This is a genomic window from Actinophytocola sp., from assembly GCF_045807065.1.
Taxonomy (GTDB): domain Bacteria; phylum Actinomycetota; class Actinomycetes; order Mycobacteriales; family Pseudonocardiaceae; genus Actinophytocola.
In genome coordinates, this window is record NZ_JBJMIE010000475.1 from 1 (window position 1) to 25,639 (window position 25,639).

Genomic DNA, 25,639 nt, shown 5'->3' on the forward strand with positions numbered 1-25,639 from the left:
GCACCCGTCGCTGCCCAACGCCGTGCCGCAGCTGGTCGAGCTGGGCATGAGCCCGCTGGCCGCGCTGCGCTCGGTGACCTCGGTGGCGGCCGAGGTGTGCGGGCTCGCCGGGCGCAAGGGCCGCCTGGCCCCGGGCTTCGACGCGGACCTGCTGGTGGTGGCCGGCGATCCCCTGGCCAACCCGGCCGCGGTGCACGACGTCAGGGCGGTCCACCTCGGCGGCAGGAAGGTGCGGTAGCGGCTGCAACCGAAGGCGACGCGGCAGCCGTCCCGTAGACATGTGGAGACAACTGGGGACAGTTGCGCTGGTGCTCGGCACAGTGGCGCTGGTGCTCGGCACCGCGATCGCGTGTGGCAGACCGACGGACCAGCCGGAGCGGCCCCGCGCCGCCGAGGGGAAGGCGCCGGTGTGGGTCGAGGCCAGCTGTCCAGCGACGCGGGTGGATCCGCCCCGCGCCGTGCAGGACGGTGGTGGCATCCCGGCGGACTTCACGCCCGTCGCGGTGATGCGCTGCCGCGAGGAGACCCGCCGCATACCGGGCGAGGGCTCCTGGGTCGTGCGGGTCACCGAGCGTGCCGACGCACCGGTGCCGGACCTGGTCGACATGCTGCGCAGGCCGTCCGACCCGCCGCCACCGGCCGACACGGCCTGCACCTTGGAGCTTCGGACCGTGCCGTACTTCGTGCTGGTCGACGCGGGGGGCAGGGCGTTGCTGCCGGCCGTGCCGACCACGGCCTGCGGCCAGCCCCGCGAAGAGGTGCCGGACTTCCTGGACACGCTGACCTACCGGACGGTGACGGAGACCCGGGTGCGTCCGGTGGAGAGCCAACTCTCTGTCGACACCGGCTGCGCGGAGTACTGGAAGGACCTGATCGCCATTCTGGGGCCCACGGCCGAGCCGTCTCCCGCGCAGCCGCGGCGGTCGGTCCAGGGCAGTGACATCCACGTGTGCGTCTACCGGGCGGACGGCGACACCGGCCAGCTCGAGAGCGGTTCCTGGGTCACCGGGCGGGACGCGTCGGCCTTGCGGACCACCATGGAAGCGGCGGGGCCGGCGGCCCGCTGCGACAAGCCGCACACCCGCTTCGCCGTGCTGCTCGACTCGTCGGCCAACTCCGGCATGCCGGCCGTGGAACTGGACGGCTGCTTCCGCTTCCAGCGCCCGGACCAGAGTCTCGGCCAGCTGGACGCGGCCGCGGTCGCCGTGCTCACGAGGTGACGTGGACGGCGCGGAACCTGGCCGTGCCCGCGAAGCCGTTGAGCCCGAAGAGGCCGCTCGGGTAGGTGGTGTCGGTGGCGTTGATGACCTCCACACCGTCGAGTGACACCCGGATGTTGGCGCCACGCGCGGTGACGGACAGGTGGTAGGTCCGCCCGGGCACGATGGTCGTCGGGTAGGTCGCGATGTCGTGCCCGGGGCGCCACAGCTTGACCAGGCCGTTGACGTCGACGTTCGCGGTGTAGTGGGCGGTGGCGTCGGCATTGGCCCGGAACACCAGGCCGGCGGCGACGCCGTTCACCGGGGTGAGGTCGCCGCTGTAGGTGAAGTCGGCGCCGGTCTGTGAGCTGAGGTAGAAGGTGTCCCCGGCGCCACGGGACTGCACGGTGGTGCCGGGTGCGGTCCAGGTGCCGCTGACGGGGTGCCACGGGCCGGCGAGGTTCGTGTCGAAGCCGGGCGTGTTGAGCTGGAGGTTGTCGACGGTCGCCTGCCCGTCGAAGACGTTCGCCCCGAGCCGCCCGTCGGCGTAGGCGGTGTCGGTGGCGTCGATCACCGGCTGCGCCGACCGGTCGAGGTACACCCGGATGCGCTCGCCGGCCGCGACTACCTTCAGGTGGTAGGTCCGGCCCGCGGTGATCGGCGTGGCGTAGGTGGCGATGTCGCGGCCGGGGCGCCAGAGCTTCACCACCCCGGCGGTGTCGACGTTGGCGGTGTAGCCGGTGCGGAAGGTGAGCCCGGCGGCGGCGCCGCTGTCGATGCGGACGTCGCCCTCGTAGCTGAGGTCACTGGCGGTGGTCGTGCTGAGGTAGAAGGCGTCGCCGGTTGCGGTGCCCTGCTTGCCGGCGGCGGTGTCGGTCCACGTGCCGCCGGTCGGGGTCCACCCGTTCCCGAGGTTGTTGTCCAGTGTGGACTCGCCGGTCCCCCAGGCCGTGGTGATCCTGTTGAAACGCAGGGAGACGAGGTGGACCGAGCCGCCCTCGGTGAACAGCGAGATCCCCTGGGCGCCCGGGTCGAAGTCGACGTTGTCCGTGTAGGAGTAGCCGTCGCCGAAAATCTCCAACTGCCCGCGGTCGACGAGGAGGTGCACGGTGACGCGCCCGTTCACCGGGGCGAGCGGCGCGCCGTAGAGGGTGTGGGCGTTGCGGTCGTAGCTGACCTCGCGGTCGAAGGTGCCGTCCGCCCTGGTGTGGAGCCGGAACCCGAACTTGCTGGCCGTCGCCCCCGCCAGATCGAACTGGGCGGTCAGCTCGTAGGTGTCGGCCCGCAGCCGCTCGAGCGGGTTGGTGCCCGGTTGGAGAGTCCGTGCCCCGAGGTCGAAGGGATCACGCCGAAGCGCGGCCAACTCCGCGATGGGGTCACGCGTGAGCCGGATGCCGTCGGCGAAGGTGCGCAGCCCGAGCTGGACGGGGAAGGTGAGGTTGCCGGTCCAGGTGGCACCGTGGTTGCCGCCCTGCCACGCGGTCTGGACAACCCGTCCGGCGGGGTCTCCGGTGAAGGTCTGCGAGGCGTAGAAGGGCGATCCGGCGGAGCCACCGCCGAAGTCCTGCCGCCGAACCGGCGAGGTGGGCGTGAACGTCGTGCCGTCGAAGTCCCCGAGGACGTAGCTGTTGTCCTTCGCGGCGGACAGCACCCACCGGGTGTCGCCGGGGTTGCCGTCGACGGGCAGCTGGTACATGTCCGGGCACTCGAACAACCAGTCGGCGGTGAATCGGCTGCGAAAGGTCCAGTGGAGGAGGTCGGGTGAGGTGTAGAAGTTCGCGCCGTCCTGGCCTTCGTTGACGTAGAGCACCATGACCCAGCGCCGGCTCGGGGCGTGCCAGAAGACCTTGGGGTCCCGACTCGTGTGGTCGCCGGTGTCGACGACCTCCCGCCCGTGGTCGTAGGTCTGGAACGTGCGGGCCCCGTCGAGGCTGTAGTGCACGGTGACCCCGCCCGTTCCGGAGAAGAGCAGGATCGGGTCGTCGTCCCCGGACCTGAGCCCAGTGACGTTCCCCGTGTCGACGATCCCGTTGCCCGACCAGAGATCACCGGCATGCACCCCCGGCTCGAGGGCGACGGGTTTCTGGGTCCAGTGCACGAGGTCGGGGCTCGTGGCGTGCCCCCAGTGCATGGTGTCCCAGCCGAGGCCGTGCGGGTTGTGCTGGAAGAAGAGGTGGTACTGCCCCCGGTAGTAGACGGACCCGTTGGGGTCGTTCATCCAGCCGGCCCGCGGGCTGAAGTGGAACTGCCCACGGAGAGGCTCGTCGTAGCTGGTGGGCGGGTAGGGAAACTCGGGGTAGTCCGCCGCGGAACCGGCCGACGCCACCGGCGCCACCACCACCCAGGCAGCGAACGCCACGACCACCGCAACGGCCAACCGCAAGATCCTCATCGACCTCACCCTTCGCCATGTTCGGCCTTCCCGCCCTCCAAACAAACCACGAACTGGAGCGAGCACAAGGTTCACGCCTTCCCAACTGACTCATGGCGGTTGGGAACGCGCCGGCGCTGAGCATCGCCACCGGCGGCGACGCGGGCACCGTCGGCAGTGCCGGCAGTGCCGGCACCACCGCTCATCGGCAGCGCATCGCCGGCAGCACCGCACCGCCGCTGACACGGCCTCATCCACAACACAGCCACCACCACCGCTACCGCTGCGCTGCCGGTGCCGGTGCCGGTGCCGAACACGGCGCATCCACAATGCCAGCACCAACACGAGCCGCGCCCACAACACCGCACCACCACCTGAACACAAGCCGCGCCCACGACACCGCACCACCACTGAACACGAGCCACGTTCACGACGCCGGCACCGTCGACATGCGCATTGGCCGTAACGCGCCCACCTCCGGCACCCTCCGCAGCGGCAAACAATGCCGGCGCCATCAATATGGCCAGTAAGCCTTCATGATCGGCGTACCACGGCAACGTCGCCACCAGCGACGGTTAAGCAGCCAGCAATGCCGGCGGCGTCGTAGATGCAGTCCGGCCACGCCTGACTCGACCGCCCGCCTGACCCAACCACCTGACCCGGCCAGCCAGCCCAACCACCTGACCCGGCCAGCCAGCCCAACCGCCTGACCCGACCGCCCGGGCGGCCCAACCACCTGACCTGGTGCACGTGTATCGAGTTGTGGTACCTGCGATGTTGTTCCGCGTAGCGTTCCTCCAGATCGGTCGGTTGTGGGGTACCACCCAGTGCCCGGATGGCGTCGTCCCAGTTCATGAGGTCAGGTTATGGGGTTCGGTGGGGCGGTGGGGGCGCCGGCGCCTCGGCTGTGGACAACTCGGTGACCTGTGGACAACCGAGGCACAGGCGGCACCGAGGCACGCAGGATTGTCGGTGGGCGCTGGTAGCGTGGAACCGGGGGCCGGAGGCCAAAAGACCAGGTAACCGGGGGCGATGCATGACCGACGATCTCAACGCCGGGCTCGACCGGCCGGGGCTGAGCTGATGGCCACCGCCGACGACGTGCGGGAGATCGCCACCGGTCTGCCGCGCACCATCGAGCGGCTCGTCCGTGATCGGGTCAAGTTCAACGTCGGGCGGATCGTCTACGTCGCGCTCTCGCGGGACGAGCAGGTCATGGGGTGCGGCTTTCCCAAGGAGGAGCGGGACGCGGTGATCGCCGCCGAGCCGGACAAGTTCAGCATGCCCGGCAAGGGGGACCAGCGGTACCACTGGATCGTCGTCGAGCTGCGGAACGTCACCAGGGACGAGCTACGGGAGCTGGTCACCGACGCGTGGCGGATGTGTGCGCCGAAGACCGTCGTCCGGGAGTACGACGCTAGGCACGCATCACCGTCGCGATAGGGATTCGCGCGGCTCTGGCCGCGGGGATCAGGCCGCCCAGCAGGCCCGCGGTCAGGCCGGCCGCCACGCCGGCGACGCCCGCCTGCCACGGGAACGCCACGTTCGCCAGCATCGGGTACCGGTGGCCGAACAGCCTGCTCGCCGCCGCCAGGCCCGCCATGCCCGCGCCGATGGCCGCGACCGCCGTCAGCAGGCCCGTCAGTAGGGTCTCCGACAGGACGATGCCGGCCAGCAACATCCTGGGGGTGCCGACGGCACGCCTCAGCGCGAACTCCTCGATGCGCTCGCCGACCGTGGCCAGGCCGACGTTCAGGATGCCGGCCGAGCCGATCAGCAGCACCAGGATCGACACCCCGAGGAACACCCAGCGCATCATCTGGATCTCGCCCGGCATCATGTCCTCGGCGCTGATCGTCTCGACGTACAGGTCACCCTTCCGCGGGTCGGCGATCGCCGCGAACTTGCGCTTCAGGACCTCGATGAACTCCGTCGCGGTCGGTGCCGCGAGGATCTCCGCGGAGCCGTAGTCCGGGCTGGACAGGGCGTCGGTCGGCAGCCAGTTCAGCAGCTCGTCGCTGCGCACGTACACCTGCGGCGCCGAGATCCCGTCGTCGACCACGCCGATGATCCGCGGCGTCGAGTTCGCGATGCCACCCCGGACGCGCATCTCCGCCGGCACCGGGTACCTGGCGAACGCCTTCGCGGCCTCCTTGTTCAGCACCAGGCGGGGCGAGAGCGACGGCGCGCCGCCGAAGTCGATCCACTGTCCACTTTGGAGTCGCAGTGGGCGGAACCGGCGGATGTCGCCGGTGAGCGCGGCGAGGCGCACCTCGATCGCCTGGCCGCTCGGCTTGCCCTCGTTGGGGTCGACGCAGTCGCCGGAGTCGTCGCAGACCATCGCCGACCCGTACCCGCCACCGCCGTCGATCGGGCCGCCGCCCTCGTTGATGGGCCGCACGTTCGGCTCGCCGATGATCGCGCTGGTGGACAGCGCCGCCACCGCGTCGTCGCGGCCCCTGATCGTGTCCATCACCAGTTCGGAGGACCCGTCGACGGGCGGCAGGTAGATCATCCGCGTGCCGTCCACACCCCTGGTCAGCTCGCTGTTCGCGACCAGGGAGCGGTAGGCGATCACCTGGCCGGCCTGCGCGGCCACCACGCCGAGCACACCGAGGAACAGGCTGATCATGGACAGGAACGTGCGCAGCTTTCGCGCCCGGATCCCCTGCCCGCCAATGATGAGCGCCGCCCGCAGGCGTCCGGAGAGCCGCATCACCGCCGCACCTCCGCCGGCGACAGGACGCCGTGGTCCAGGTGGAGCACGCGCTGCATCTTGGCCGCGTGGTCGTGGTCGTGGGTCACCAGGATCAGCCCGCAGCCGCGGTCGGTCGTCGCGCGGAGTGCTTCGACCACCAGGTTCCCGGTGTCCGTGTCGAGCGCGCCGGTCGGCTCGTCGGCCAGCAGGATCTTGGGGTCCCGCACGAGCGCGCGGGCGATCGCGACGCGTTGCTGCTCACCGCCGGACAGCCGCGGCGGCTTGTGCTTGGCGAGATGGGCGATGCCCAGCTGGTCCAGCGCGGCCATGGCGCGGGCACGGCGCTTGCGCCGCGGCAGCCAGCCCTGCCCGTTGACCAGCGCCATCGCCACGTTCTGCACCGCGGAGAGCTGCTTGAGCAGGAAGAACCGCTGGAACACGAACCCGAACTCGGCGCTGCGCAACGCCGCGGCCCTGCGCTCCGACAGACGCGTGATGTCCCGCTCCCCCAACAGGTACTGCCCGGCGTCGGGGCGGTCGAACAGCCCGATCAGGCTCAGCAGCGTGCTCTTGCCCGACCCGGACCGGCCGAGCACCGCGATGCTCTCTCCACTGTGGAGGGTCAGGTCGACCCCGTTCAGGATCGTGCGCGGCTCCTGCTGCCCCCGCAACGTCTTGGTGACGCCGGTGATCCGCAACAGCGGGGTGGCGGTCGGCGCGGTGCCATACGCCAGCGCGGTCTGCGCGGCGGTCACTTGCCACCGCTCGACTGGTCGGCGTCCGGGGCCGGCGGCAGGTTCGGGCCCGGCACGGACAGCTTCTCGTCGCCGGTGAGCCCGGACCTGATCTCGATGACCTTGCCGTCGGTGAGCCCCAGCTCGACCTGGACCCGCTCGGTGGACCCGTCGCCCCTGACCACCTCGACCGTGCCGGTGCCCTGACCGCCCGCGACCGCCTCGACCGGCACGACCAACGCGTTGGCCGCGGTCTGGGTGATGATCTTCAACGTGACGGCCGCGCCGTTGATCATCTTGGTGCCCGCCGGCGCCGTGCACACGAGCCGCAGGCCCGAGGCGGCCGAGCCCTCCTGGCTCGACTGCTCGTCCGGGGTCCGCGCCGGCGGCGTGGCCGGCGTGGTGCCCCCGGGCGAGCCGGCGCCCGGGGTGGCCGGCGGGTCGGGGGCGGCCGGCGGCGTGGGGATCGTGCCGGCCGGGAGGGCGGCGATGGTGCCGAGCACCGCACAGGGGAACGGTCCGGGTCCCTTCTTGATCTGCGCCGTGACACCGGTCAGACCATCGGCGATCTGGTACGCCTTGTCACTGGCGATCTCCGCGACGATCCCGTACCCGGCGAGCTTCGCCGAGGCGACCGGCATGCCCGCGGTGACGTTCGACCTGTCGTCGACCAGCCGGCCGGCGAACGTCGCGCCGGCCGGCACCTCGACGGGGTTCGGCTTGCCGCCGGCCCACACCGCGCCGACGCGGGTCGGCTTGGTCGGCGTGCTGGTGGGTGCCTTGACGTCGAGGAAGCGCATCTGCCCGTCGACCGGCGCGACCAGCCCGAAGATCGGGTCCATGGTGACCGTGCCCGCGAGGCTGACGGAGTTGGTGAGGTCCTGCCGGGTGGGCGTGACCGTGGTCATCACCGTGCCCCGGTCGGCGAGCCGCGGCGGCGACTCGGTCGCCGCACCGGATGTGCAGGCGGTCACCAACGTGAGCACGGACAGCAATATCCCGACATGGCGCGGTTTCAACTGAGAGCCCCCAGGTGTGCGGTTCTGCCCGTAATGACGCCCCGATGGACGCGGGGGTTGCACGGGCGATGGCGCACGTTACCGCACGAAACGGGCGTGAACGCGGATCAGTTCGGGTGACAGCGCCTGGACCTCAGGGACTCGATGAAGGCCGCCCACCCGGCCGAACCGACGGTCAGGTGGGGCCAACCGGTGTCCTTGGAGTCCCGGATGCCGACAGCCGTGCCCAGGAGCGCGACCTCGACGCACGACCCGTTGTGGTCGCTGAAGCTGCTCTTGAGCCACACAGCGCTGCCGAAGTTCACGGTCTTGCTCCTCACAGCCTCTTGATGAGGTCGGCCACGAAGCGAACGGACTCGTCCGGCGGAAGCGCAACCCTTTCCAGACTCCGTGCGGACACTCGATAAGTATTCACCTCCCCAGGGTGCTGCACATACATCGCGCCGTCCTGAAGTTCCGCGTAGACGATCGGTCGCGCCTTGTCGAATTCCAGCACCACGAACTGGCCGTTCGACGCCTCGTGCCGGCCGCGCTCCGGCACGACCACCTGGAACGTGATGTTCGGCCGGTGGGCGAGGTTGATCAGGTGCTCGTACTGCTCACGCATGTTCTCGGGACTGCCGACCACCAGCCGCAGCGCCTGCTCGTTCACGGTCGCGTGGAGGTGCATCGGCTCCTCGCCCGCGAGCCGGTGCGCGCGCTCCATCCGCACCTCGACCACTCGCTCGCTGTGGTCGAGCCGGACCCGCTGGCTCGACCGGCTCAGCTCCCGGGCGTACTCCTCGGTCTGCATCAGGCCGGGGATCACGATCGGCTCGAACACGAACTCCTTGATGGCCAGCCGCTCCAGTCCGACGAACGTACCGAACCAGTCGGGCACCACGTCCCGCCAGGCGCCCCACCAGTTCGACTCGTCGGGGACCTCGGCGAGCGAGGTCAGTCGGTTGATGTCGTGCTGCGCCGCGCCGTACGCGGAGAGCACCTTCGCGATGTCCGACGGCTGCTGCTGCCGCTCGCCGGTTTCCAGATGGGACAACTTCCCCACGCTGACGCCTGCCCGGTGTGCCGCGTCGGCCTGTTTGAGACCGGTTCTCTTCCGGTAGTTCGCCAGTTCCACACCCACGAGCCACCGCAACGCCGAAGGGTTGCGCACTGCCACCACTGCCTGACCTCCACGCTAACTGAAACCACGTGCCGGCACAGACCGTACCGGTGATCACAGAGGACACGGCAAATATTGGGTCAATGTATGGCGTTCCGTATTGCAATCAAAGGAAAGACGGGCCGTCAGAGCCTACGTGGGACTCCTCCGGGAATCACCGGCACCGGCCCACCACCGGCCCGTGCACGGAATTCGCTATGCCCAGGTCGTTCGGGGCGGCGGCGTTTCCCGCGCAGGTGAGCGGCCCGCGCACCGTCACGCCCGCGATCACCGGCGCCGCATTCCCGGTCACCGTCGCGGCCCCGCCGACCGTACCGCCCAGAATGTGGACGTCGCCGGTCGCCGCGGCAATCGTCAGCGGACCGGAGACCGTCGAGCGGACGAGCTCGACCGCCGCGGCGCGGGTCGCCGTGACCGGACCGCCGATGGTCGCGCCGGTCGCGACCAGAGCCGCGCCGGCCGCCACGGTCACCGGACCGGTCACGGTCGCACCGTCGAGGCACGTCACGCCATCGCGGACGGTCAGCGGACCCTCGTGGCGGCCTGTGATCGTTCGTGTACAGGCAGGCGCGGGCGGGAGCAGTGTCACGTGGAACGCTGCTGCCGCGCCGACGTTGCCCACGGCGTCGATGGACCGGTACTCGATGGTGTGCGTGCCGTAGTTGGTCGGCACGACGTCCCAGGGGGAAAGCCGTGGCACACCGAGCTTTCCGTACACGAGGCTGTCGATCTCGGTACCCTGCGGGGTGAAACGCCACGGCGCGTCGGGGTCGGTGGGCCAGCCGAAGTAGTTGAACCAGCCGTCGCCGTCGGTGCGGAACTCGCGGACCACGTAGCCCGGGGTGTCGTCGGCGCCGGCGAGCGCCATCGTGAACGGTCCATTGTAGACGTACGAGCCGTTGCCGGAGACCAGCGGCGCGGACAGCTGGTAGGCCGCCGTCGGCTGCCGGGCGTCGACGGTCCAGGTCAGGGTGTCGGCGCCGACGGTCGCGGTGAGCGTGTGCGTGCCGGTCAGCCCAAGGGGTTCGAGGTCGAACGCGCGGTCGTTCGCGCCCGGGCCGCCCGGGTCGACGGTGCGGCCGTCGAGGCGCCACAGGACCGGCAGCACGTGGTCGGCCGGGTGCGTCGGCTCGGCGTACACCACGTCCGTCCCGCCGACGGGACGCGTGGTCGGCGTGTGGTTGGTGAACGCGGGCTGCACCGGGGCGGCGGGCGTGGTCAGCGCGGTGTCGACCGTCCACGTGCGGCTTCGCGTCAGCGCCGAGGAGGCGCGCACCGCCGGGTCCCGCACGAAGTCCGTCGGGTCGACCACCGTCGCGGTGACCGAGTGCCTGCCGGGTGCGAGGTCCAATGTGGACAGGTTGAGGTTGCGCGTGCCGCGGGCGACCGAGGCGCCGTCGAGGGTCCACGTCACGTCGAGCTGGTGGCTCACCGGGTACATGGTCTCGACCCACAGCACGCGGTCGGCGCCCACCGGCGCGGACGCCGGCACGGCGTCGGCCAGGATGTTGGTCTTGGCCGAGATCCGCTGCGTCATCCGCTCGCGCTCGACCTGGTCGTAGTGGTAGCCCAGCGTCTTCATCATCGAGTGCGCGGACGGCCGCCACACACCGCTGCTCGCGTACATGCCGCTCTCGTAGCGGCCGATCAGGCCACCCGACTCGCTCGGCTCGCCGAGCCAGCGCCACCACTTCTTCCGCTGTGCCAGCATCTGCTGCTCGGTCAGCAGCGTGTGGTGCACCGAGCTCGGCTCACCGCCGGTGTACGGGTCGCCCCGCACACCGCGCTGGAGGTAGTCGTACTCGTCCTGCAGGTCGCCGAGCGAGTGCCCCAGCTCGTGCGGGGTGATCAGCGCGGACAGCGCGTTGCCGCCGGTCGCGGTCGCGTAGGTGCCACCCGCGCCGCCGTAGGTGTCGCTGTTGCCGATCGCGAGCAGCTGCCGGTTGGCACTGGTCGTGCCCGGCACCAGGTCGGCGTAGGAGTTGGCGGCCGCGTCGTCCACGGTCAGCAGGCGCCGCACGCTGGTCGGGTCGCAGCCACCCCACAACCCCATGTTCAGCGGGGTGTCCACCCGAGGGGAGTCCAGGTTCGGGTCACAGTCCACACCGGACTCCGCGGACACGATCGACACCGCGTACACGTTGATGTAGCTGCGGTAGGATTTGAACGGCTCGATGGTCCACAGCACGTTCAGGTGCTTGTCCACGTTCTCGCGGAACTTCGCCTGCTCGCCGGCCGTGTAGCCGTCGCCGAGCACGACGAGGTTGAACCGCTTCGCCGGGTCCCCGGTCACCTGGATGGGCACCACGGTCGCGTCACCGGGCGCGGCGGACGCCGGCGGCGCCGCGACCACCGCGGCTGCCACCACGAACGCCGCGAGCGCCGCCAGCTTTCTCACTTGCCCACCACCGCGCAGGTCGCCGTTGCCTTCTTGGTCGGTTCGCTCTCGGACGTGGCCGTGAGCCGCACGGTCGCGACGTGCGGACCGCTGCCGGACTTCCGCGCGTGGACCGGAACCTTGACGTGGTCGCCGAACTTCGCCGTCGCCAGCGCGTTGGGCACGTCGACGGCCCACCCGCGACCGTCCACAGTGGCCGACAGGCGGTACACGTCGCCGTTCAGGTACTTCGACACGTCCCCGCCGGCCGGCGCGGCCCTGCCGGTGTTGAACACCGAGAAATCACACGTGTCGAGCCCGTCGCGGTCCGGGAGGGCGAACGTCGGCGTCACCCTGACGCCACGGCGCTGCGGACCGGCACCGTCCAGCGAGCGGATCGCGACCGTGTACGACAGCACGCCCTTCCTGTCGCGCTTGACGTCCAGCACGTAGAAGTGCAGCCGGTTGGCCTGGTCGACGTACTCGTACTCGCTGCCGGAGTTCGTGCCGGCGTGGAACAACGCGTCGGACAGCTGCCGGTAGTCGCCGATGGTGATCGGCACCCGGGTGCCGTCCGGCAGCACGTAGTCGGTCATCCCGATGTCCTGCGGGTTCGCGTCGATGACCCACTCGAACGGCGCGTCGTCCTCGTTCTTCGTCTTGGCCAGCAACACACCCGCGTCCGGCGTGAACGAGTCGGCGCCCATCCGGTCCACGACCTCGACGGTGTAGTTGTCGTAGCCACCACCGTCGCAGAACGGGTCGGTATTCGGGTCGCACGCGGGCTCGAGGTCGCCGGTGCCGAGCGCGACGTCGACGCCGGACAGGTCGTGGGGTCCCGGTAGGACGGACCGCGCGGTGACCTTCGCGATCACCATGCCGGAGTCGCCGAGCCCCTCGCGGGACAGCCGCAGCACGTTCTCGTCGTCGACGATGCCGAGCTTCATCTTGTTGCGCAGCATGTGTTGCGCGCCCATCGACGAGCCGCCGGTCGCCGGGATCATCCACCGGCTGTGCGGGCCGCCGGGGCCGTTGAACGTGCCGCGCGACAGCATCTCCCACGGCCCGCTGTAGTCGCGGCGCGCCGGGACGCTGTAGGGGTTGTTGTAGTTGTCCCCGATGCCGAGGATGTGGCTGAACTCGTGGGCGTAGGTCGACTGGCCGGAGCTCTCGGCCTGCGTCGAGGAGCCGCCACCCGCGTTGGGCCAGAGGGTCGAGCCCGCCGCCCAGGAGGTCCAGTCCACGTACCGGGTGGGCGACCAGTTCGGCAGCGCGGGGTCCGGCGGGCCGAAGTCGTCGGTCACGTCCTGCTTGGTCGGGAACTTCATCATGCCGAACTCCTGCCAGGTCGAGGACTCGTCCTGACCGGCGGAGAGGAAGAAGACGAAGTCGTACTGCGCGGGCACGTCCGCCCCGACGGCGTTGACCCACGCGGCCCGCCCGTCGGTGCGGATGTTGCGGTTGCAGTTGTCGCCGGCCGGGCACGCGGCCCCGGACTGGAACTCCATGCCGTACTCGTGGTCCTTGCCCGGCATGGTGTAGGGCCCGAACGCGGTGAGGTCGACGCCGAAGCGGCCGCCGGAGTCCTCCATCCAGTACTCGTTGATCGTGTGACCGTGGTTGAGCGTGCCCGGCTTGTTGAGGAAGTCCTGGTAGAACTGGGCGACCTGGTCGCGCGGCACGTCGTGTGCCTCGGCGCTCGGGTTCGCGAAGATCGTCGACCCCTGGGGCTGCGTGACGACGAACGGCTGGTTCGGGTAGTCCAGCAGGACCAGCGCGCCCTTGAAGTTGCGCACCGTGCCCTCGGCCGACGGGTCGGCCCAGTTGGTGCCGGGCGGCTTCGTGTAGTCGTCCCACGTCATGTGGTCGGGGTTCTCCCAGTTCTGCGGGTCGATCGGACCTGGGAAACCGGACTGTGCGGCGACGCGGGCGTTCTGCTCCCCGCTCTGCTGCCACGGCTGCTGCTGCGGCCAGTGCGGGTACTGCCACGGGTACTGCGGCTCGGCCGGCCGGGCGGGGGCGGCGGGGGCGGCGACGGCTGGGCTGACCGAGATTCCGGTGGCGAGCGCGGCGGCCGAGAGCAGCGCCGTCACCAGCAGGGCTGGGCGGGTCACGGGAAGTGACGCTAGCCCTGGCCTTGACCCACTTCATCGATCCGATGTAGGGAACGTGGTGCGGTTTTTCAGACATCTGTCGAAAAGCGGAGGTCGGCATGCAGCTCCAGCTCGCCGTCGACGATCTCGCCGCCCGCGTCGGGCGCCCGGTGCTCCTGGAGGACCACGCGCAGAGCGTGCTGGCCTACAGCGAGCAGACCGGCCCGCTGGACGACGTCCGCCGCGACTCGATCCTGCGGCGGCACACCACCCGCGAGGTCCGCGCCAGGTACCGCGCCGCCGGGATCTTCGAGGCACGCGGGCCGCTGCGGGTGCCCGAGTCTCCCGGCGTGCTGCCGCGGGTGTGCGTGCCGGTGCGGCACCGCGACCGGCTGCTGGGGTTCCTGTGGCTGATCGACCGCCCCGCGATGTCCGGCGCCGACCTGTCGCTCGTGTCGAGGTCGGCGGCCGAGCTGGCCCTGGCCCTGCTGCACGACGTGCTCGCCACCGGCCTCTCCGCGCGCCGGGAACAGGCCGCCGTGGCCCGGGTCCTGGCCGGCGACGACCCGGAGGCGGCGCGGATCCTCGTTGACGAGGGTGGCTTCCCCCCGCTGCCGGTCACCGTGCTCGTGGTGCGCGGCCCGCAGGAGGTGCTGACCGACGGTCTCCTGGTGGCGCGGCTGAAGTTCCCGGCCCGGCACCTCGTGCGCGGCGACCACGGCGTGCTGGTGTGCGCCGGACCGGCGCGGGCCGAGGAGGTGCCCGGGTTGTTCGCCGGCTCGGTGGTGGTCGGCGCCGGTGCTCCTCGGCCGTCGCTGTCGTCCGCCGCGGAGTCGTACGCGGAGGCCCTGCACGCGTCTCTCGTGGCGTCCCGGGTGCCGGGCTTCGCACCGCTGGCGTCGTGGGACTCGCTGGGCGCGTACCGGATGCTGGCCTCGGTGCCGGCGGACGCCGTGCACCCCGGGGTGGTCCGGCTGCTGACGTCGCCGGAGCTGGTGGCGACGCTGGAGACCTACCTGGACCTGGCCGGCAGCGCGGTGGAGACGGCGAAGGCGCTGCGGCTGCACCGCACGTCGCTGTACTACCGCCTGCAACGGGTGGCCGAGCTGACCGGCACGAACCTCCGCGACGGCGACGACCGGCTGATGCTGCACCTGAGCCTCAAACTGGCCAGCCTGCACGGCATGCGATGAGTTGCCGCAGGTCACTGTGGCTACGATCGCCCCATGATCGAGGTGCTCGCGGCGGTGCTCACCTACGTCGCGCTGGCGGGGGCGGTGTGGGCGGCCGTGCTGGTGATCGCGAACAAGCCGGTGGAGCTGCGGGAGTGGCACGGGCTGTGGCTCTACGGCGGGCTGGTGCTGCTCGAGGTGGGTCTACTGGCGCAGCTCGTCGTCGGGATCGTCGAGCTGGCCACTGGCGACCGGGCGATCGAGACGGCCACGTTCATCGGGTACCTCGTCACGACCGTGCTGGTCCTGCCCGTCGCCGGGTTCTGGGCGTTGCTGGAGCGGACGCGCTGGGGGCCGGTGGTGATGGTCGTGGGCTGCCTCACGATCCCGGTGCTGATCATCCGGCTGCGGCAGGTGTGGGACGGCCATGCCTGACGCCCTCGCGAACCGCACCCGGTCCGGCCCCGGCCGGCTGCTGATCGCCGTCTACGCGATCTTCGCCCTGTCCGCCACGGCCCGGTCGGTCGTCCAGCTGACCACGCACCTCTCCCGCGCGCCGCTGGCCTACCTGCTGTCCGCCCTCGCGGCGGTGGTCTACATCGTCGCCACCGTGTGCCTGGCCCGCGGCAACCGGACCTCCCGCCGCATCGCGACGGTGTCGATCCTGGTCGAGCTGGTCGGAGTGCTCGCGGTGGGCACGTGGAGCCTCCTGGACCCCGCCGCCTTCCCGGACGCGACCGTCTGGTCGGACTACGGCCAGGGCTACGGCTACGTGCCGGCGGTCCTGCCGCTGCTGGGCCTGTGGTGGCTGCGGGTCAGCGGAAAACCGACAGCGGCCGAATAAAACTCGTTCCCGTTCCCCGATGTGGTGAATCCGGGCGTGTCGGCGCGTGCCGTGCGGAATTCCCGTGTCGCGCCCTTCTAGCGTGGAGTCCCGATCGAATTCAGAGAGAGGACGTCCACATGCGTAGGACCTTCACCGCGGCGACCATGATCGCCTTGACCCTCGGCGGTATCGCCGCTGCCAGCGGCATCGCGAGCGCGGAGCCCGGTACGACCGCGACCGACAGGAGCGGCCTTCCGGTCGTCGGCGGCAGCAGCCTGCCGCTCACCGGCAACGGCCTGCCGCTCGTCGGCAACCTCACCGGCAATGGTCTCCCGCTCCTCGGAAACCTCACCGGCGGGAAACTCCCGCTCCTCGGCGGTCTCGCATAATCCGTCGGTGACGAGGCCGGTCGCGGGAATACATACCCCCTATTGCCGCCTGCGGCGAGGGGTGAGGCGGATGCCGGGCAGGTCCGGCGCCGGAATGCGGGCGCCGTCGTGGCCTGGGACAGTGCCGAACAGCTCGTCCGCCGCCTCCCAGGCGGCGCGGGCGCCGGCGATCTCCTCGTGGGAGCGGCCGACGAAGTTCCACCACATCACCAGGTCCTCCGGGAACGGTTCGCCGCCCAGCAGGAAGGCCCGGCCATCCGCCAGTTCCACCCGCGACCGGCCCGTACCGAGGTACAGCAGCTGCCCCTTGCGCAGCGGCGTGCCGGCCACCGTGAGGTCGCTCACCGCCAGCACCGCGTGCTCGTAGTCCGGGCGCAGGGGCAGCACGCGGGTGCCGGCGACCGCCAGGTCCGCGCCGACCAGCGGGGTGTGCGTGGTCGCCGGGGACGTCGCGTCGCCGACGCTGCCCATCAGGACCGTGGCGAAGCCGTCGTACACCGGCAGGTCGACGTGCTGTTCGAACGCGGGCGCCATGGTTGCGTGGTCGGCCGGCAGGGCCACCCACAGCTGCAGCCCGTGCAGCGGCTCGGACACCGAGAGTTCCGAATGGGACACCCCGCGGCCGGCGGTCATCAGGTTGAGCTGGCCCGGGCGCACCAGCACGTCGCTGCCGATGCTGTCGCGGTGGTGGATCTCACCCGCGAGCGGCCAGGTCACCGTCTGCAGGCCCGTGTGCGGGTGCGGCAGTACCCGCATCGCGACGTCGGCCGGGCCGTAGGAGTCCAGGAAGCACCACGCGCCGACGGTCGGCAGCCCTCGCTGCGGCATCACCCGCTCGACCGACATCGCACGCAGGCCGCCCAGCGGCACCACGCGCGGCTCGAACACCTCGGCCATCGCGTCGCACCGGGTCACGTCCGTCTCGACGGGACGGGCCTCCAGGTTGCTCATCTGCCGGGCGCCTCCACGTGCCCCGCGTACTTGTCGGTCTTCTCGATGTAGCCGGCGATGAACGGGCACTGCGGCACGATGACCTTGCCGTTCGCCACGACGTCGTCCAGTGCCTCACCCGCCAGCACCTTGCCCAGGCCCTGGCCGGAGAACGCCTCGTCGATCTGCGTGTGCCTGAACACCACCCGGTCGCCGGTTCGGTGGTACTGGGAGAACCCCGCCAACTTGCCGTCGACGTACACCTCGTACCGCAACTGCTCCCGGTTGTGCACCACTTTGGTCTCGGCCATACCCCGAGCCTAGGCCAGCTTCGCCGACAGTTCCTCCTCGTCGCGGAGTAACCGGGCGCCGCGGTCGGTCTCGTGCACGAACGCGCGCACCACCTCCCCGCGATCCGGCTGCTCGGCGGGATTCACTCGCCCCGTGCGGCTCGCCGCGCCTCCTCGACGAGCTGCGCCAGCCGTTCGGTGGGCACGCTCGCCGCCGGCAGGGCGTTGATCCGGCGGATCTCGGCCGGGTCGACCTTCGGCTCGCGGGCCTCGGTCAGCAGGCCGTTGACCTCCTGCTCGGTGTCGGTCAGCTGGGTGTAGCAGTAGCCGGCGACCTGGTCGCTGCCGACGAGCGCGGTCACCAGCCGCTCGTAGGCGAGGAGGAGGTCCTCGGCACTCGCGACGGTCCGGTAGCCGAACCAGCGCTCGCCCGCCGACGGGGTGTAGCTCAGGCCGCCGAACTCGGTGACCATCAGCGGCTGCTCGCCACGGACGGGGTCACCCAGGTGGACGCGGTGCGCCCCTGGCCAGTCACGACCCATCGCCGCGTCGACCGCCGCCGCCGTGCCGTACCGGGAGGTCAGGTCCTCGGCGGACGGGCTGTAGTCGTGGACGGTCCAGATGTCGCTCGTCGCGTGTTCCCAGCCGTCGTTGGAGATCACCGGGCGGGTGCCGTCGACGGCGTGGGTCAGGTGGTAGAGCGACTCGAGGAAGTGCCGCTGGCGGGGGTCGTCGTGCAGTGCGGGCGTGCCCCAGCTCTCGTTCACCGGCACCCAGGTCACCACGGACGGGTGGCTGACGTCCCGGCGCACCACCTCGAGCCACTCCGCGGTGAACCGGGCGACACCGTCCACCGAGTACTCGTAGGCGTTGGCCACCTCGCCCCACACGACGAGGCCGAGCCGGTCGCACCAGTACAGGAACCGGGGGTCCTCGACCTTCTGGTGCACGCGGACCCCGTTGAACCCCAGCTCCTTGATCAGCTCGACCTCGCGACGCAACGCGTCCTCGGACGGCGCGGCGAGGTGCGACTCCGGCCAGTACCCCTGGGCGAGCACCAGCCGCAGGAAAAGGCGTTCCCCGTTGATGGTGAACCGGCCGTCGCGGACCGCCACGTCGCGGAGCCCGAAGTAGCTCGCCACGGTGTCGACGGTGGCGTCGCCACGGACCAGGGAGACCTCGGCGTCGACGAGCCGCGGGTCTGCGGGGCTCCAGCGGAAGTCCCCGCGGGGCAGGGTGATCGTGCGTGCCAGCTCTGCTCCGTCGACGGCGTACCGGTCGTCGGCGAGGACGCGGTCACCCGAGGTAAGCCGCACCCGGAGCGACAGGCCGGCAGTCGGACCGTCGACCGCCGCCCGCACGGTGACCGAGTTCGACGCCGCGGACGGCCGCCACTCCAGCTCGCTGACGTGGGCCGCGGGCAACGGTTCCAGCCACACCGGCTGCCAGATGCCCGTGGTCCGGTGGTACCAGATGACGTCGGGCTCGGGCTCCCAGTACTGCTTGCCGCGTGGCTGGGTGAGGTCCTCGACCCGGTCCTCGGCCCGCACCACCACGATCTGCTCACCGGTGACCAGCGCGTGGGAGATGTCCGCCTGGAACGGTGCGTGGCCACCGACGTGCGACGCGACCTCCGTGCCGTTCACCCACACCCGGGCGCGGTAGTCGACGGCGCCGAAGTGCAGCACCAGCCGCTCGGCCTCCGGCGCGGTGAAGGTCCTGCGGTACCAGACAACGGGATGCGGGGTGGGGTCGTGCACGCCGCTGGCCGAGGACTCCGGCGGGAACGGCACCGTGATGACCTGGTCGAACGGCTTGTCACCACGCCACCAGCCCGCCAGCAGCCCCGCGTCCCCGTCGTCGTGCGCGAACTCCCACTCCCCGCACAGATCCTGCCATCGCTCTCGGGTCAGCCGCGGCCGTGGATGCATGCACCCCACGTTACCGCGCGGCCACCCGGCGGTACGACTGTCCAGTTGCGACGATCCCGGCGACGAACGCCGTGGCCACGCCGAGCACCTGGATGACCGTGCCGATGGCGATGCTGGTGCCGTGCACGCCGGTGAGGTTGTCGACGCCGGACGCGCTGGCGAAGAACCCGACGACGACGAACAGGCCGAGCCCGGCGCCGACGAGAGGCGCCCAGCGGAACCTGGTGAGGCCGATGAACAGCGCGCCGGCGGTCAGGAGCAGGATGCCGGGCGGCGGGTAGATGGGGAAGGGGACTCCGGCGGCCCAGAGGACGGCGATCCCGATGGCTCCGACGATCAGTGCCGTGATGGTGATTTTCTTCGTCATGCACAAGAGGATGCGGCAGCGCGCTGACGAAATCGTCCGTTGCGCGGCGGCTTCGGGCATACGCCCAGGGTCGTAGGTCAGTTGCTCGAGATGTCCTCGAGCAGTACCCGAGCCGCGGGCAGGACGAGGTCCCGCACGAGCGCCGGGTCCGCGTCCGCGAGCGGCGGGGTCGCGGCCACCCCGCGCAGGAAGCTGATGCCGAACACCCACGCGAGCACCAGCTCGGCCCGCAGCTCGGCGTGCGGCCGGTCGGTGAGGGTGGCGAGCGTCTCGACGTAGCCCGCGGTCAGCCTGCGGCGGATCTTGGCCGCCTCGTCGTCGGTGCCGAGGGTGCGCAGCAGGGCGGTCAGCACCTGGTCGCGCCGCTCGGTCGACTCCGGGGCGAGCAGGTGGTCGAGCATCTTGGCGAGCAGCGCGCCCGGCTCGACCTCGTGCAGGTCGCGCCCGGCCATCGCCGCCGCGAACATCGCCTCCTTGGAGCCGAAGTACCGGAACAGCAACGCCTGGTTGACACCCGCGCGGGTGGCGATGTCACGGACGGTCGTGCGGTCGTAGCCGCGCTCGGCGAACAGCTGGGTCGCGGCGTCCAGCAGCGCCTGCCGCGTGGCCGCCGCGTCGCGGCGCCGTGGTTCATCGGTCACCCGAACCTCCAAAGCGGACAGCGTAGCCTGCTCCGGACGTAACCACCTTGACACTGTGCGTAACGTGTAAGCAGGTGCTTACAATCATGGGGAGAAGCCTGATGACCGTTGCGTACCCGTTCAACGAGACCGGCACCCTGGGCCTTGCCGAGGCGTACTACGAGGCGCTGAAGCAACCGGGCATGCTCAGGGTGAAGCTGCCCTACGGCGAGCCGGCCTGGCTCGCCACACGATACGACGACGCGCGTCTCGTGTTGGGGGACAAGCGCTTCAGCAGGGCGGAGTCGGTGAACCACGACGCACCGAGGATGCGGGCGGGCATCGTGGACGGCGGCATCCTGACGATGGACCCGCCCGACCACACCCGGCTCCGCACGCTCGTGGCCAAGGCGTTCACCGTGCGGCGGGTGGAGGAGCTGCGCCCGAGGGCACGCGAGATCACGACGGCCCTGATCGAGGACATGATCGCGGCCGGGCCGCCGGCGGACCTGGTCGACATGTTCGCGCTGCCGCTGCCGGTGGCGGTGATCTGCGAGCTGCTGGGCGTGCCGGTCGCGGACCGCCCGAAGTTCCGGGTGTGGAGCGACAACGCGCTGTCGACCTCGCGCCTGACGTCGGAGGAGTTCCTGGCGAGCCGCGAGGAGATGCGGGAGTACATGCGCGGCCTGATCGCCGAGCACCGGGAGCGCCCGCGCGACGACCTGATGACGGCGCTGATCGAGGCCCGCGACGAGCGGGACCGGCTGACCGAGCTGGAGCTGGTCGACCTGTGCGCGGGAATCCTGATCGCCGGCCACGAGACCACGGCCAGCCAGATCCCGAACTTCGTCATCACGCTGCTGGACCGGCCGGAGGCGATGGCCCGGCTGCGGTCGGATCCCGCGCTGATCCCGGGTGCGGTGGAGGAGCTGCTGCGGTTCGTCCCGCTGGGCGCCGGCGCCGGCTTCCCGCGGTACGCAACGGAGGACGTGCGGGTGGGTGACACGCTGGTCCGCGCGGGTGAGCCGGTGCTGGTGGCCATCGGCGCGGCCAACCGCGACGGGCTGCGCTTCAGCGACCCCGACACGCTGAAGGTCGACGCGCCGCCGGAGCAGCACCTCGGCTTCGGGCACGGCGTGCACCACTGCCTCGGCGCGGCACTGGCCAGGATGGAGCTGCAGGAGGCGCTGCGGGCGTTGCTGCTGGAGCTGCCGGACCTGCACCTGGCGGGTGACGTCGTGTGGAAGGCGGAGATGCTCGTCCGCGGCCCGGTGCGCATGCCGGTTGGATGGTAGCCATGACGTGGCAACTGCGAGTGGACAAGACCCTCTGCGGCGCGACGGGCATGTGCGCGGCGCTGACACCCGAGCTGTTCGAGCTGCGCGATGCGTACGCGGAGCCGGTCCGGTCCGAGATCGAGCCGGACGAGCTGGCGCTCGACGCCGCCGACCAGTGCCCCATGCAGGCGATCCTCGTGACGGAGAACGGGAAGGAGATCGGCCCGCGCCCGTGAGCCTCCTGAGAACCTCCTGTGAATGTGCCGACCTGGGCACATAGCGGATTTCCGCCGCGTTGGAACGGGTAGACACACAGTGGAGGTGACCTCAATGACGGCAGCGTTCGCAGCGAGCGGAAAACTGGCGACTGGCCTCCCGACTTTGCCGGAAGGCTGGCCGATCGGGTCCTACGACACCTACAAGGAAGCACAGCGGGCCGTTGACCACCTGGCGGACAACGAGTTCCCGGTTCAGGACGTCACGATCGTCGGCGTCGAGCCGATGGTCGTCGAGCGGGTCGCCGGTCGGTTGACCTGGAGCCGGGTCCTCACGACCGGGGCGGCGTCCGGCGCGTGGTTCGGGTTGTTCGTCGGCCTGTTGCTGAGCATGTTCTCGGCGGCCGGGTTCGCGCCGATCCTCATCGGCGTCGTGTCCGGTGTCGTGTTCGGGCTGGCCTGGTCGGCGGTCCAGTACGGCGCCACCCGCGGGCAGCGGGACTTCGTCTCGCACAGCCAGCTGGTCGCCCGCCGCTACGACGTGCTCTGCAAGCCGCGCAACGCGGAGCTGGGCCGCACGCTCCTGACCAACCTGACCCCGACGACCCTCTGACAGCGCAAGAGCCCCGCCGCTCCCGGCGGGGCTTTCGCTTGTCCTACAGCAGTTCCAGGACGGTGGCGTTCGCCAGGCCACCCGCCTCGCACATGGTCTGCAGGCCGTAGCGGGCGCCGCGGTCGGCCATCGCGTTGACCAGGGTGCCCAGCAGCCTCGTGCCACTCGCGCCCAGCGGGTGGCCGATGGCGATGGCGCCGCCGTTGACGTTCACCTTTCGCAGGTCGGCCCCGGTCTCCTGCTGCCAGGCCAGCACCACGCTCGCGAACGCCTCGTTGACCTCGAACAGGTCGATGTCGGCCAGCGTCAGGCCGGCCCTGCCGAGCACGCGTTCGGTGGCCGGGATGATCGCCGTCAGCATGAGCAGCGGGTCCGCGCCCGTGACCGCGAAGCTGTGCAGCCGCGCCCGCGGGGTCAGGCCGAGGCGCTTGGCGGTGTCGCTCGACGTGATCAGCACCGCCGACGCGCCGTCGTTGATCGGGCTCGAGTTGCCGGCCGTCACCGACCAGTTGATCTGCGGAAAGCGTTCCGCCGCACAGGGGTTCTCGAACGCCGGCTTCAGTCCGCCGAGAACCTCGACGGTCGTGTCCGGCCGGACGGACTCGTCCACCGTCAGCCCCCGGAACGGGACCAGCTCGTTCGCGAACCGGCCGTCGGCGTGCGCGGCGGCCGCCTTCTGGTGGGACAGCGCCGAGAACTCGTCCATGGCCGTCCTGCTGATCCCCCACTTGGCGGCGATCAGCTCCGCCGAGATGCCCTGTGGGACCAGGCCGTCCGGGTACCGCGCGGCGACGCCCGGGCCGAACGGGTCGGCGCCCGCGACGTTCGAGCCCATCGGCACGCGGCTCATCGACTCGACCCCGCACGCGATGACCAGGTCGTACGCGCCGGCGATGACGCCCTGCGCGGCGAAATGCGCGGCCTGCTGGCTGCTGCCGCACTGCCGGTCCACGGTCGTGGCCGGCACCGACTCCGGCAGGCCGGCGGACAGCGCGGCCCAGCGGGTGGTGTTCATGGACTGCTCGCCGACCTGGCCGACCGCGCCGCCGATGACGTCGTCGATGGTCGCCGGGTCGACACCGGTGCGGTCCACGAGTGCACGCAGCGTGTGCGCCAGCAGCTCGACCGGGTGCGTGTCATGTAGCCCGCCGGTGGCCTTGCCCTTGCCGATCGGGGTTCGAACCGCGTCGACGATGACCGCGTCCCGCATGACTGACCTCCTCAGTTGGATAATCCAACTATCTCATCGGCCGAGTTGGATTTCCAGACTGAGTATCGTGGGCCACATGACGGGTAGGGACTGCTCCATCGCGAACGCGCTGGCCGTCGTCGGCGAGCGGTGGAGCCTGCTGGTGCTCCGCGAGGCCATGCTCGGCGAGCGCCGGTTCGACCGGTTCGTCCGCAACACGGGCGCGAGCCGGGACATCCTCGCCGCCCGGCTGAGGACCCTGGTGGCCGCGGGCGTGCTGCGCCGCGAGCAGTACTCGGACCACCCGCCGCGCCACGAGTACGTCCTCACCGAGTCCGGCCGGGCACTGCAACCGGTGCTGATGGCCCTGATGGAGTGGGGCGAGCGCTACGCCACCGAGGGCGAGGCCCCCACGGCCTGGGCACACTCCTGCGGCGAGGTCTTCCACCCCACCACGGTCTGCGCGTCCTGCGGTGCCCCCGCCGAGAACGACACCCTCCACCTCCTCCGCCTGGGCCAGGTCCCCTGACCACGCGAGTCCCGCACCCAGCACTTCAGCGCGTCGTGCAACTCGCGGGTCCGGTTCGAGGTCAGGACCACGAGCGGCGGTCGCTCGAGGCCACGGTGCTTCGTTCCGTGCTCCGGTCATCCCCTCGACCTACGCGGACGGTGACCGCGGGGCAGCTACGTGTTAAGCGATGGGTTAAGATCAGAGCGCCGGAACCGGTTCCAGAAAATCGGCCGGAACTCTTGTCGACTGGTCTGGACCATGGCACTCTTTGTTGCCAAGGACAACAAACACGAGCGTCGGCGGTGACAATGATGTCCACGCACCCCTCTCGACGATCCCGTTTCCTCCTGGCCATCGCGGCAATGCTCACCACGTCGGCAGCCGTGCTGACACCCGCGAACCATGCCGCCCTGGCCGCGACACAGCCCGACGGCGCCCGCAGCGCCGACGTCGGCATCGCGGCGACCACGTTCGACGACGAGTTCAACGCGGCGGCGGGGACGCCGGTCGACGGTTCCAAGTGGAACCTGGAGACCGGCGACAACGTGAACAACCACGAGCGGCAGTACTACACGAACAGCACCAGCAACGCCGTGCACGACGGCCAGGGCAACCTGGTCATCACCGCGCGGAAGGAGAACCCGGCCAACTACCAGTGCTGGTACGGCCGGTGCGAGTACACCTCGGCCCGGCTCAACACGTCGGGCAAGTTCGCCCAGGCCTACGGCACCTTCGAGACCCGGCTCAAGATGTCCCGGGGGCAGGGCATGTGGCCCGCCTTCTGGATGCTGGGCAACGACATCGGCAGTGTCGGCTGGCCGAACAGCGGCGAGATCGACGTGATGGAGAACATCGGCGCCGAGCCGAACACCGTGCACGGCACCATCCACGGGCCGGGCTACTCCGGCAGCGAGGGCATCGGCGCGGGTTACTCGATCGGCTCGCCGTTCGCGGACGGCTTCCACACGTTCCGCGTCGAGTGGTCGCCGAACAAGATCGTCTGGAAGGTCGACGGGAACGTCTACGAGACGCGGACCCCGGCCGACCTGGGCGGTGACCGGTGGGTGTTCGACCACCCGTTCTACATCATCCTGAACCTCGCGGTCGGCGGCTACTGGCCCGGTGACCCGAACAGCAGCACGCCGTTCCCGAACACGCTGACCGTCGACTACGTGCGCGTCACCAACGACACGAGCAGCGGTGGCGGCGGCACCGGCGGCACGATCAGGGGCATCGGCGGCAAGTGCGTCGACGTCGCCGGCGCGAACCCGGCGAACGGCACCGCGGTCCAGCTGTACGACTGCAACGGCACCGCGGCCCAGCAGTGGACCGTCGGCTCGGACGGCACGATCCGCGCGCTGGGCAAGTGCCTGGACGTCAACGGCGGCTCCACCGCCGACGGCGCGGTCGTCCAACTGTACGACTGCAACGGCACCAACGCGCAGAAGTGGCGCGTGGAGGCGGCCGGCGACATCGCGAACGTCGGCGCCAACAAGTGCCTGGACGCCAACGGGAGCAGCTCGGCCAACGGCACCCGCCTGCAGATCTGGACCTGCGCGGCGAGCGCCAACCAGAAGTGGGTGCTGCCCTAAGGAACTGATTTGATCCGTACGACCATCGCGGCGCCGAGCAGCGTCACGGCTCCGGTCACGGCGA

Annotated in this window: 26 protein-coding genes; 12 read left to right on the plus strand and 14 right to left on the minus strand. The window is 70.7% G+C overall.

Features of this window, described 5'->3' with window-relative positions; all coding sequences use genetic code 11:
- Both ACJ73U_RS27825 and ACJ73U_RS27830 read left to right on the plus strand, forming a co-directional pair.
- A partial coding sequence (locus ACJ73U_RS27825) for an amidohydrolase family protein (protein WP_407780679.1) occupies positions 1 to 238 on the plus strand: 238 nt, incomplete at its 5' end.
- A gap of 70 nt (positions 239 to 308) precedes the next feature.
- Positions 309 to 1,220, plus strand: a complete 912-nt coding sequence (locus ACJ73U_RS27830; protein ID WP_407780680.1) for a hypothetical protein — start codon at positions 309 to 311, stop codon at positions 1,218 to 1,220.
- Here the strand turns inward: ACJ73U_RS27830 and ACJ73U_RS27835 are convergent.
- Entirely contained in the window at positions 1,210 to 3,591 is a 2,382-nt protein-coding gene (locus tag ACJ73U_RS27835) for a GH32 C-terminal domain-containing protein (RefSeq protein WP_407780681.1), read from the minus strand. The two genes, ACJ73U_RS27830 and ACJ73U_RS27835, sit on opposite strands and share 11 nt — an antisense overlap.
- A 1,062-nt stretch (positions 3,592 to 4,653) precedes the next feature.
- Here ACJ73U_RS27835 and ACJ73U_RS27840 point away from each other — a divergent pair.
- Positions 4,654 to 5,013, plus strand: coding sequence for an MmcQ/YjbR family DNA-binding protein (locus tag ACJ73U_RS27840; RefSeq protein WP_407780682.1), 360 nt, complete (start codon positions 4,654 to 4,656; stop codon positions 5,011 to 5,013).
- Here ACJ73U_RS27840 and ACJ73U_RS27845 read toward each other — a convergent pair.
- The 7 genes from ACJ73U_RS27845 to ACJ73U_RS27875 form a co-directional block, all read right to left on the minus strand.
- On the minus strand, positions 4,988 to 6,286 hold the full coding sequence (locus ACJ73U_RS27845) for an ABC transporter permease (protein ID WP_407780683.1): 1,299 nt from the start codon (positions 6,284 to 6,286) through the stop codon (positions 4,988 to 4,990). The genes ACJ73U_RS27840 and ACJ73U_RS27845 overlap by 26 nt on opposite strands.
- The gene (locus ACJ73U_RS27850) at positions 6,286 to 7,023 is read right to left on the minus strand and encodes an ABC transporter ATP-binding protein (protein ID WP_407780684.1); all 738 of its coding nucleotides are present in this window, start codon (positions 7,021 to 7,023) and stop codon (positions 6,286 to 6,288) included. Before ACJ73U_RS27850 ends, ACJ73U_RS27845 begins: the two co-directional genes overlap by 1 nt.
- Positions 7,020 to 7,988: an efflux RND transporter periplasmic adaptor subunit gene (locus ACJ73U_RS27855; protein WP_407780685.1), complete on the minus strand. Its 969-nt coding sequence runs from the start codon at positions 7,986 to 7,988 to the stop codon at positions 7,020 to 7,022. Before ACJ73U_RS27855 ends, ACJ73U_RS27850 begins: the two co-directional genes overlap by 4 nt.
- A gap of 140 nt (positions 7,989 to 8,128) precedes the next feature.
- Positions 8,129 to 8,326, minus strand: coding sequence for a DUF397 domain-containing protein (locus ACJ73U_RS27860; RefSeq protein ID WP_407780686.1), 198 nt, complete (start codon positions 8,324 to 8,326; stop codon positions 8,129 to 8,131).
- Between the two features lie 11 nt (positions 8,327 to 8,337).
- Positions 8,338 to 9,180, minus strand: coding sequence for a helix-turn-helix domain-containing protein (locus ACJ73U_RS27865; protein ID WP_407780687.1), 843 nt, complete (start codon positions 9,178 to 9,180; stop codon positions 8,338 to 8,340).
- A 157-nt stretch (positions 9,181 to 9,337) separates the two neighbouring features.
- Positions 9,338 to 11,581 (minus strand): M64 family metallopeptidase, encoded by a 2,244-nt coding sequence (locus ACJ73U_RS27870; RefSeq protein WP_407780688.1) that lies wholly within the window; start codon positions 11,579 to 11,581, stop codon positions 9,338 to 9,340.
- On the minus strand, positions 11,578 to 13,422 hold the full coding sequence (locus ACJ73U_RS27875) for a M6 family metalloprotease domain-containing protein (RefSeq protein WP_407780703.1): 1,845 nt from the start codon (positions 13,420 to 13,422) through the stop codon (positions 11,578 to 11,580). The genes ACJ73U_RS27870 and ACJ73U_RS27875 overlap by 4 nt, the downstream gene beginning before the upstream one ends.
- 350 nt (positions 13,423 to 13,772) lie before the next feature.
- Here ACJ73U_RS27875 and ACJ73U_RS27880 point away from each other — a divergent pair, with 350 nt between their 5' ends.
- From ACJ73U_RS27880 to ACJ73U_RS27895, 4 genes are all read left to right on the plus strand, one after another.
- Entirely contained in the window at positions 13,773 to 14,846 is a 1,074-nt protein-coding gene (locus tag ACJ73U_RS27880; protein ID WP_407780689.1) for a PucR family transcriptional regulator, read from the plus strand.
- A 33-nt stretch (positions 14,847 to 14,879) separates the two neighbouring features.
- Positions 14,880 to 15,260 (plus strand): hypothetical protein, encoded by a 381-nt coding sequence (locus tag ACJ73U_RS27885; protein WP_407780690.1) that lies wholly within the window; start codon positions 14,880 to 14,882, stop codon positions 15,258 to 15,260.
- Complete coding sequence (locus tag ACJ73U_RS27890; protein ID WP_407780691.1) at positions 15,253 to 15,669, plus strand: hypothetical protein; 417 nt, start codon at positions 15,253 to 15,255, stop codon at positions 15,667 to 15,669. Before ACJ73U_RS27885 ends, ACJ73U_RS27890 begins: the two co-directional genes overlap by 8 nt.
- 119 nt (positions 15,670 to 15,788) lie before the next feature.
- The gene (locus ACJ73U_RS27895) at positions 15,789 to 16,040 is read left to right on the plus strand and encodes a hypothetical protein (RefSeq protein ID WP_407780692.1); all 252 of its coding nucleotides are present in this window, start codon (positions 15,789 to 15,791) and stop codon (positions 16,038 to 16,040) included.
- A gap of 39 nt (positions 16,041 to 16,079) precedes the next feature.
- On the opposite strand, the gene ACJ73U_RS27900 is transcribed toward ACJ73U_RS27895, so the two are convergent.
- From ACJ73U_RS27900 to ACJ73U_RS27920, 5 genes are all read right to left on the minus strand, one after another.
- Positions 16,080 to 16,991, minus strand: a complete 912-nt coding sequence (locus ACJ73U_RS27900; protein ID WP_407780693.1) for a pirin family protein — start codon at positions 16,989 to 16,991, stop codon at positions 16,080 to 16,082.
- Entirely contained in the window at positions 16,988 to 17,281 is a 294-nt protein-coding gene (locus tag ACJ73U_RS27905) for a GNAT family N-acetyltransferase (RefSeq protein WP_407780694.1), read from the minus strand. The genes ACJ73U_RS27900 and ACJ73U_RS27905 overlap by 4 nt, the downstream gene beginning before the upstream one ends.
- A gap of 122 nt (positions 17,282 to 17,403) precedes the next feature.
- Entirely contained in the window at positions 17,404 to 19,191 is a 1,788-nt protein-coding gene (locus tag ACJ73U_RS27910; protein WP_407780695.1) for a glycoside hydrolase family 2 protein, read from the minus strand.
- A gap of 10 nt (positions 19,192 to 19,201) precedes the next feature.
- A complete protein-coding gene (locus ACJ73U_RS27915) occupies positions 19,202 to 19,558 on the minus strand; it encodes a hypothetical protein (protein ID WP_407780696.1) in 357 nt (118 codons plus the stop codon).
- Positions 19,559 to 19,635: 77 nt separating this feature from the next.
- Positions 19,636 to 20,199, minus strand: a complete 564-nt coding sequence (locus ACJ73U_RS27920) for a TetR family transcriptional regulator (protein ID WP_407780697.1) — start codon at positions 20,197 to 20,199, stop codon at positions 19,636 to 19,638.
- A gap of 101 nt (positions 20,200 to 20,300) precedes the next feature.
- Between ACJ73U_RS27920 and ACJ73U_RS27925 the strand changes: the two genes are divergently transcribed.
- The 3 genes from ACJ73U_RS27925 (at position 20,301) to ACJ73U_RS27935 (ending at position 22,283) form a co-directional block, all read left to right on the plus strand.
- A complete protein-coding gene (locus tag ACJ73U_RS27925; protein ID WP_407780698.1) occupies positions 20,301 to 21,473 on the plus strand; it encodes a cytochrome P450 in 1,173 nt (390 codons plus the stop codon).
- Positions 21,474 to 21,475: 2 nt separating this feature from the next.
- Positions 21,476 to 21,691, plus strand: coding sequence for a ferredoxin (locus ACJ73U_RS27930; RefSeq protein WP_407780699.1), 216 nt, complete (start codon positions 21,476 to 21,478; stop codon positions 21,689 to 21,691).
- A gap of 94 nt (positions 21,692 to 21,785) precedes the next feature.
- The gene (locus ACJ73U_RS27935) at positions 21,786 to 22,283 is read left to right on the plus strand and encodes a general stress protein (protein WP_407780700.1); all 498 of its coding nucleotides are present in this window, start codon (positions 21,786 to 21,788) and stop codon (positions 22,281 to 22,283) included.
- A gap of 43 nt (positions 22,284 to 22,326) precedes the next feature.
- Here ACJ73U_RS27935 and ACJ73U_RS27940 read toward each other — a convergent pair whose 3' ends face one another.
- Positions 22,327 to 23,493, minus strand: coding sequence for a thiolase family protein (locus ACJ73U_RS27940; RefSeq protein ID WP_407780701.1), 1,167 nt, complete (start codon positions 23,491 to 23,493; stop codon positions 22,327 to 22,329).
- A 76-nt stretch (positions 23,494 to 23,569) separates the two neighbouring features.
- Between ACJ73U_RS27940 and ACJ73U_RS27945 the strand changes: the two genes are divergently transcribed.
- A complete protein-coding gene (locus tag ACJ73U_RS27945; protein WP_407780702.1) occupies positions 23,570 to 24,001 on the plus strand; it encodes a winged helix-turn-helix transcriptional regulator in 432 nt (143 codons plus the stop codon).
- Between the two features lie 290 nt (positions 24,002 to 24,291).
- Entirely contained in the window at positions 24,292 to 25,575 is a 1,284-nt protein-coding gene (locus tag ACJ73U_RS27950) for a lectin (protein ID WP_407780704.1), read from the plus strand.
- The last annotated feature ends 64 nt before the right edge of the window (positions 25,576 to 25,639 follow it).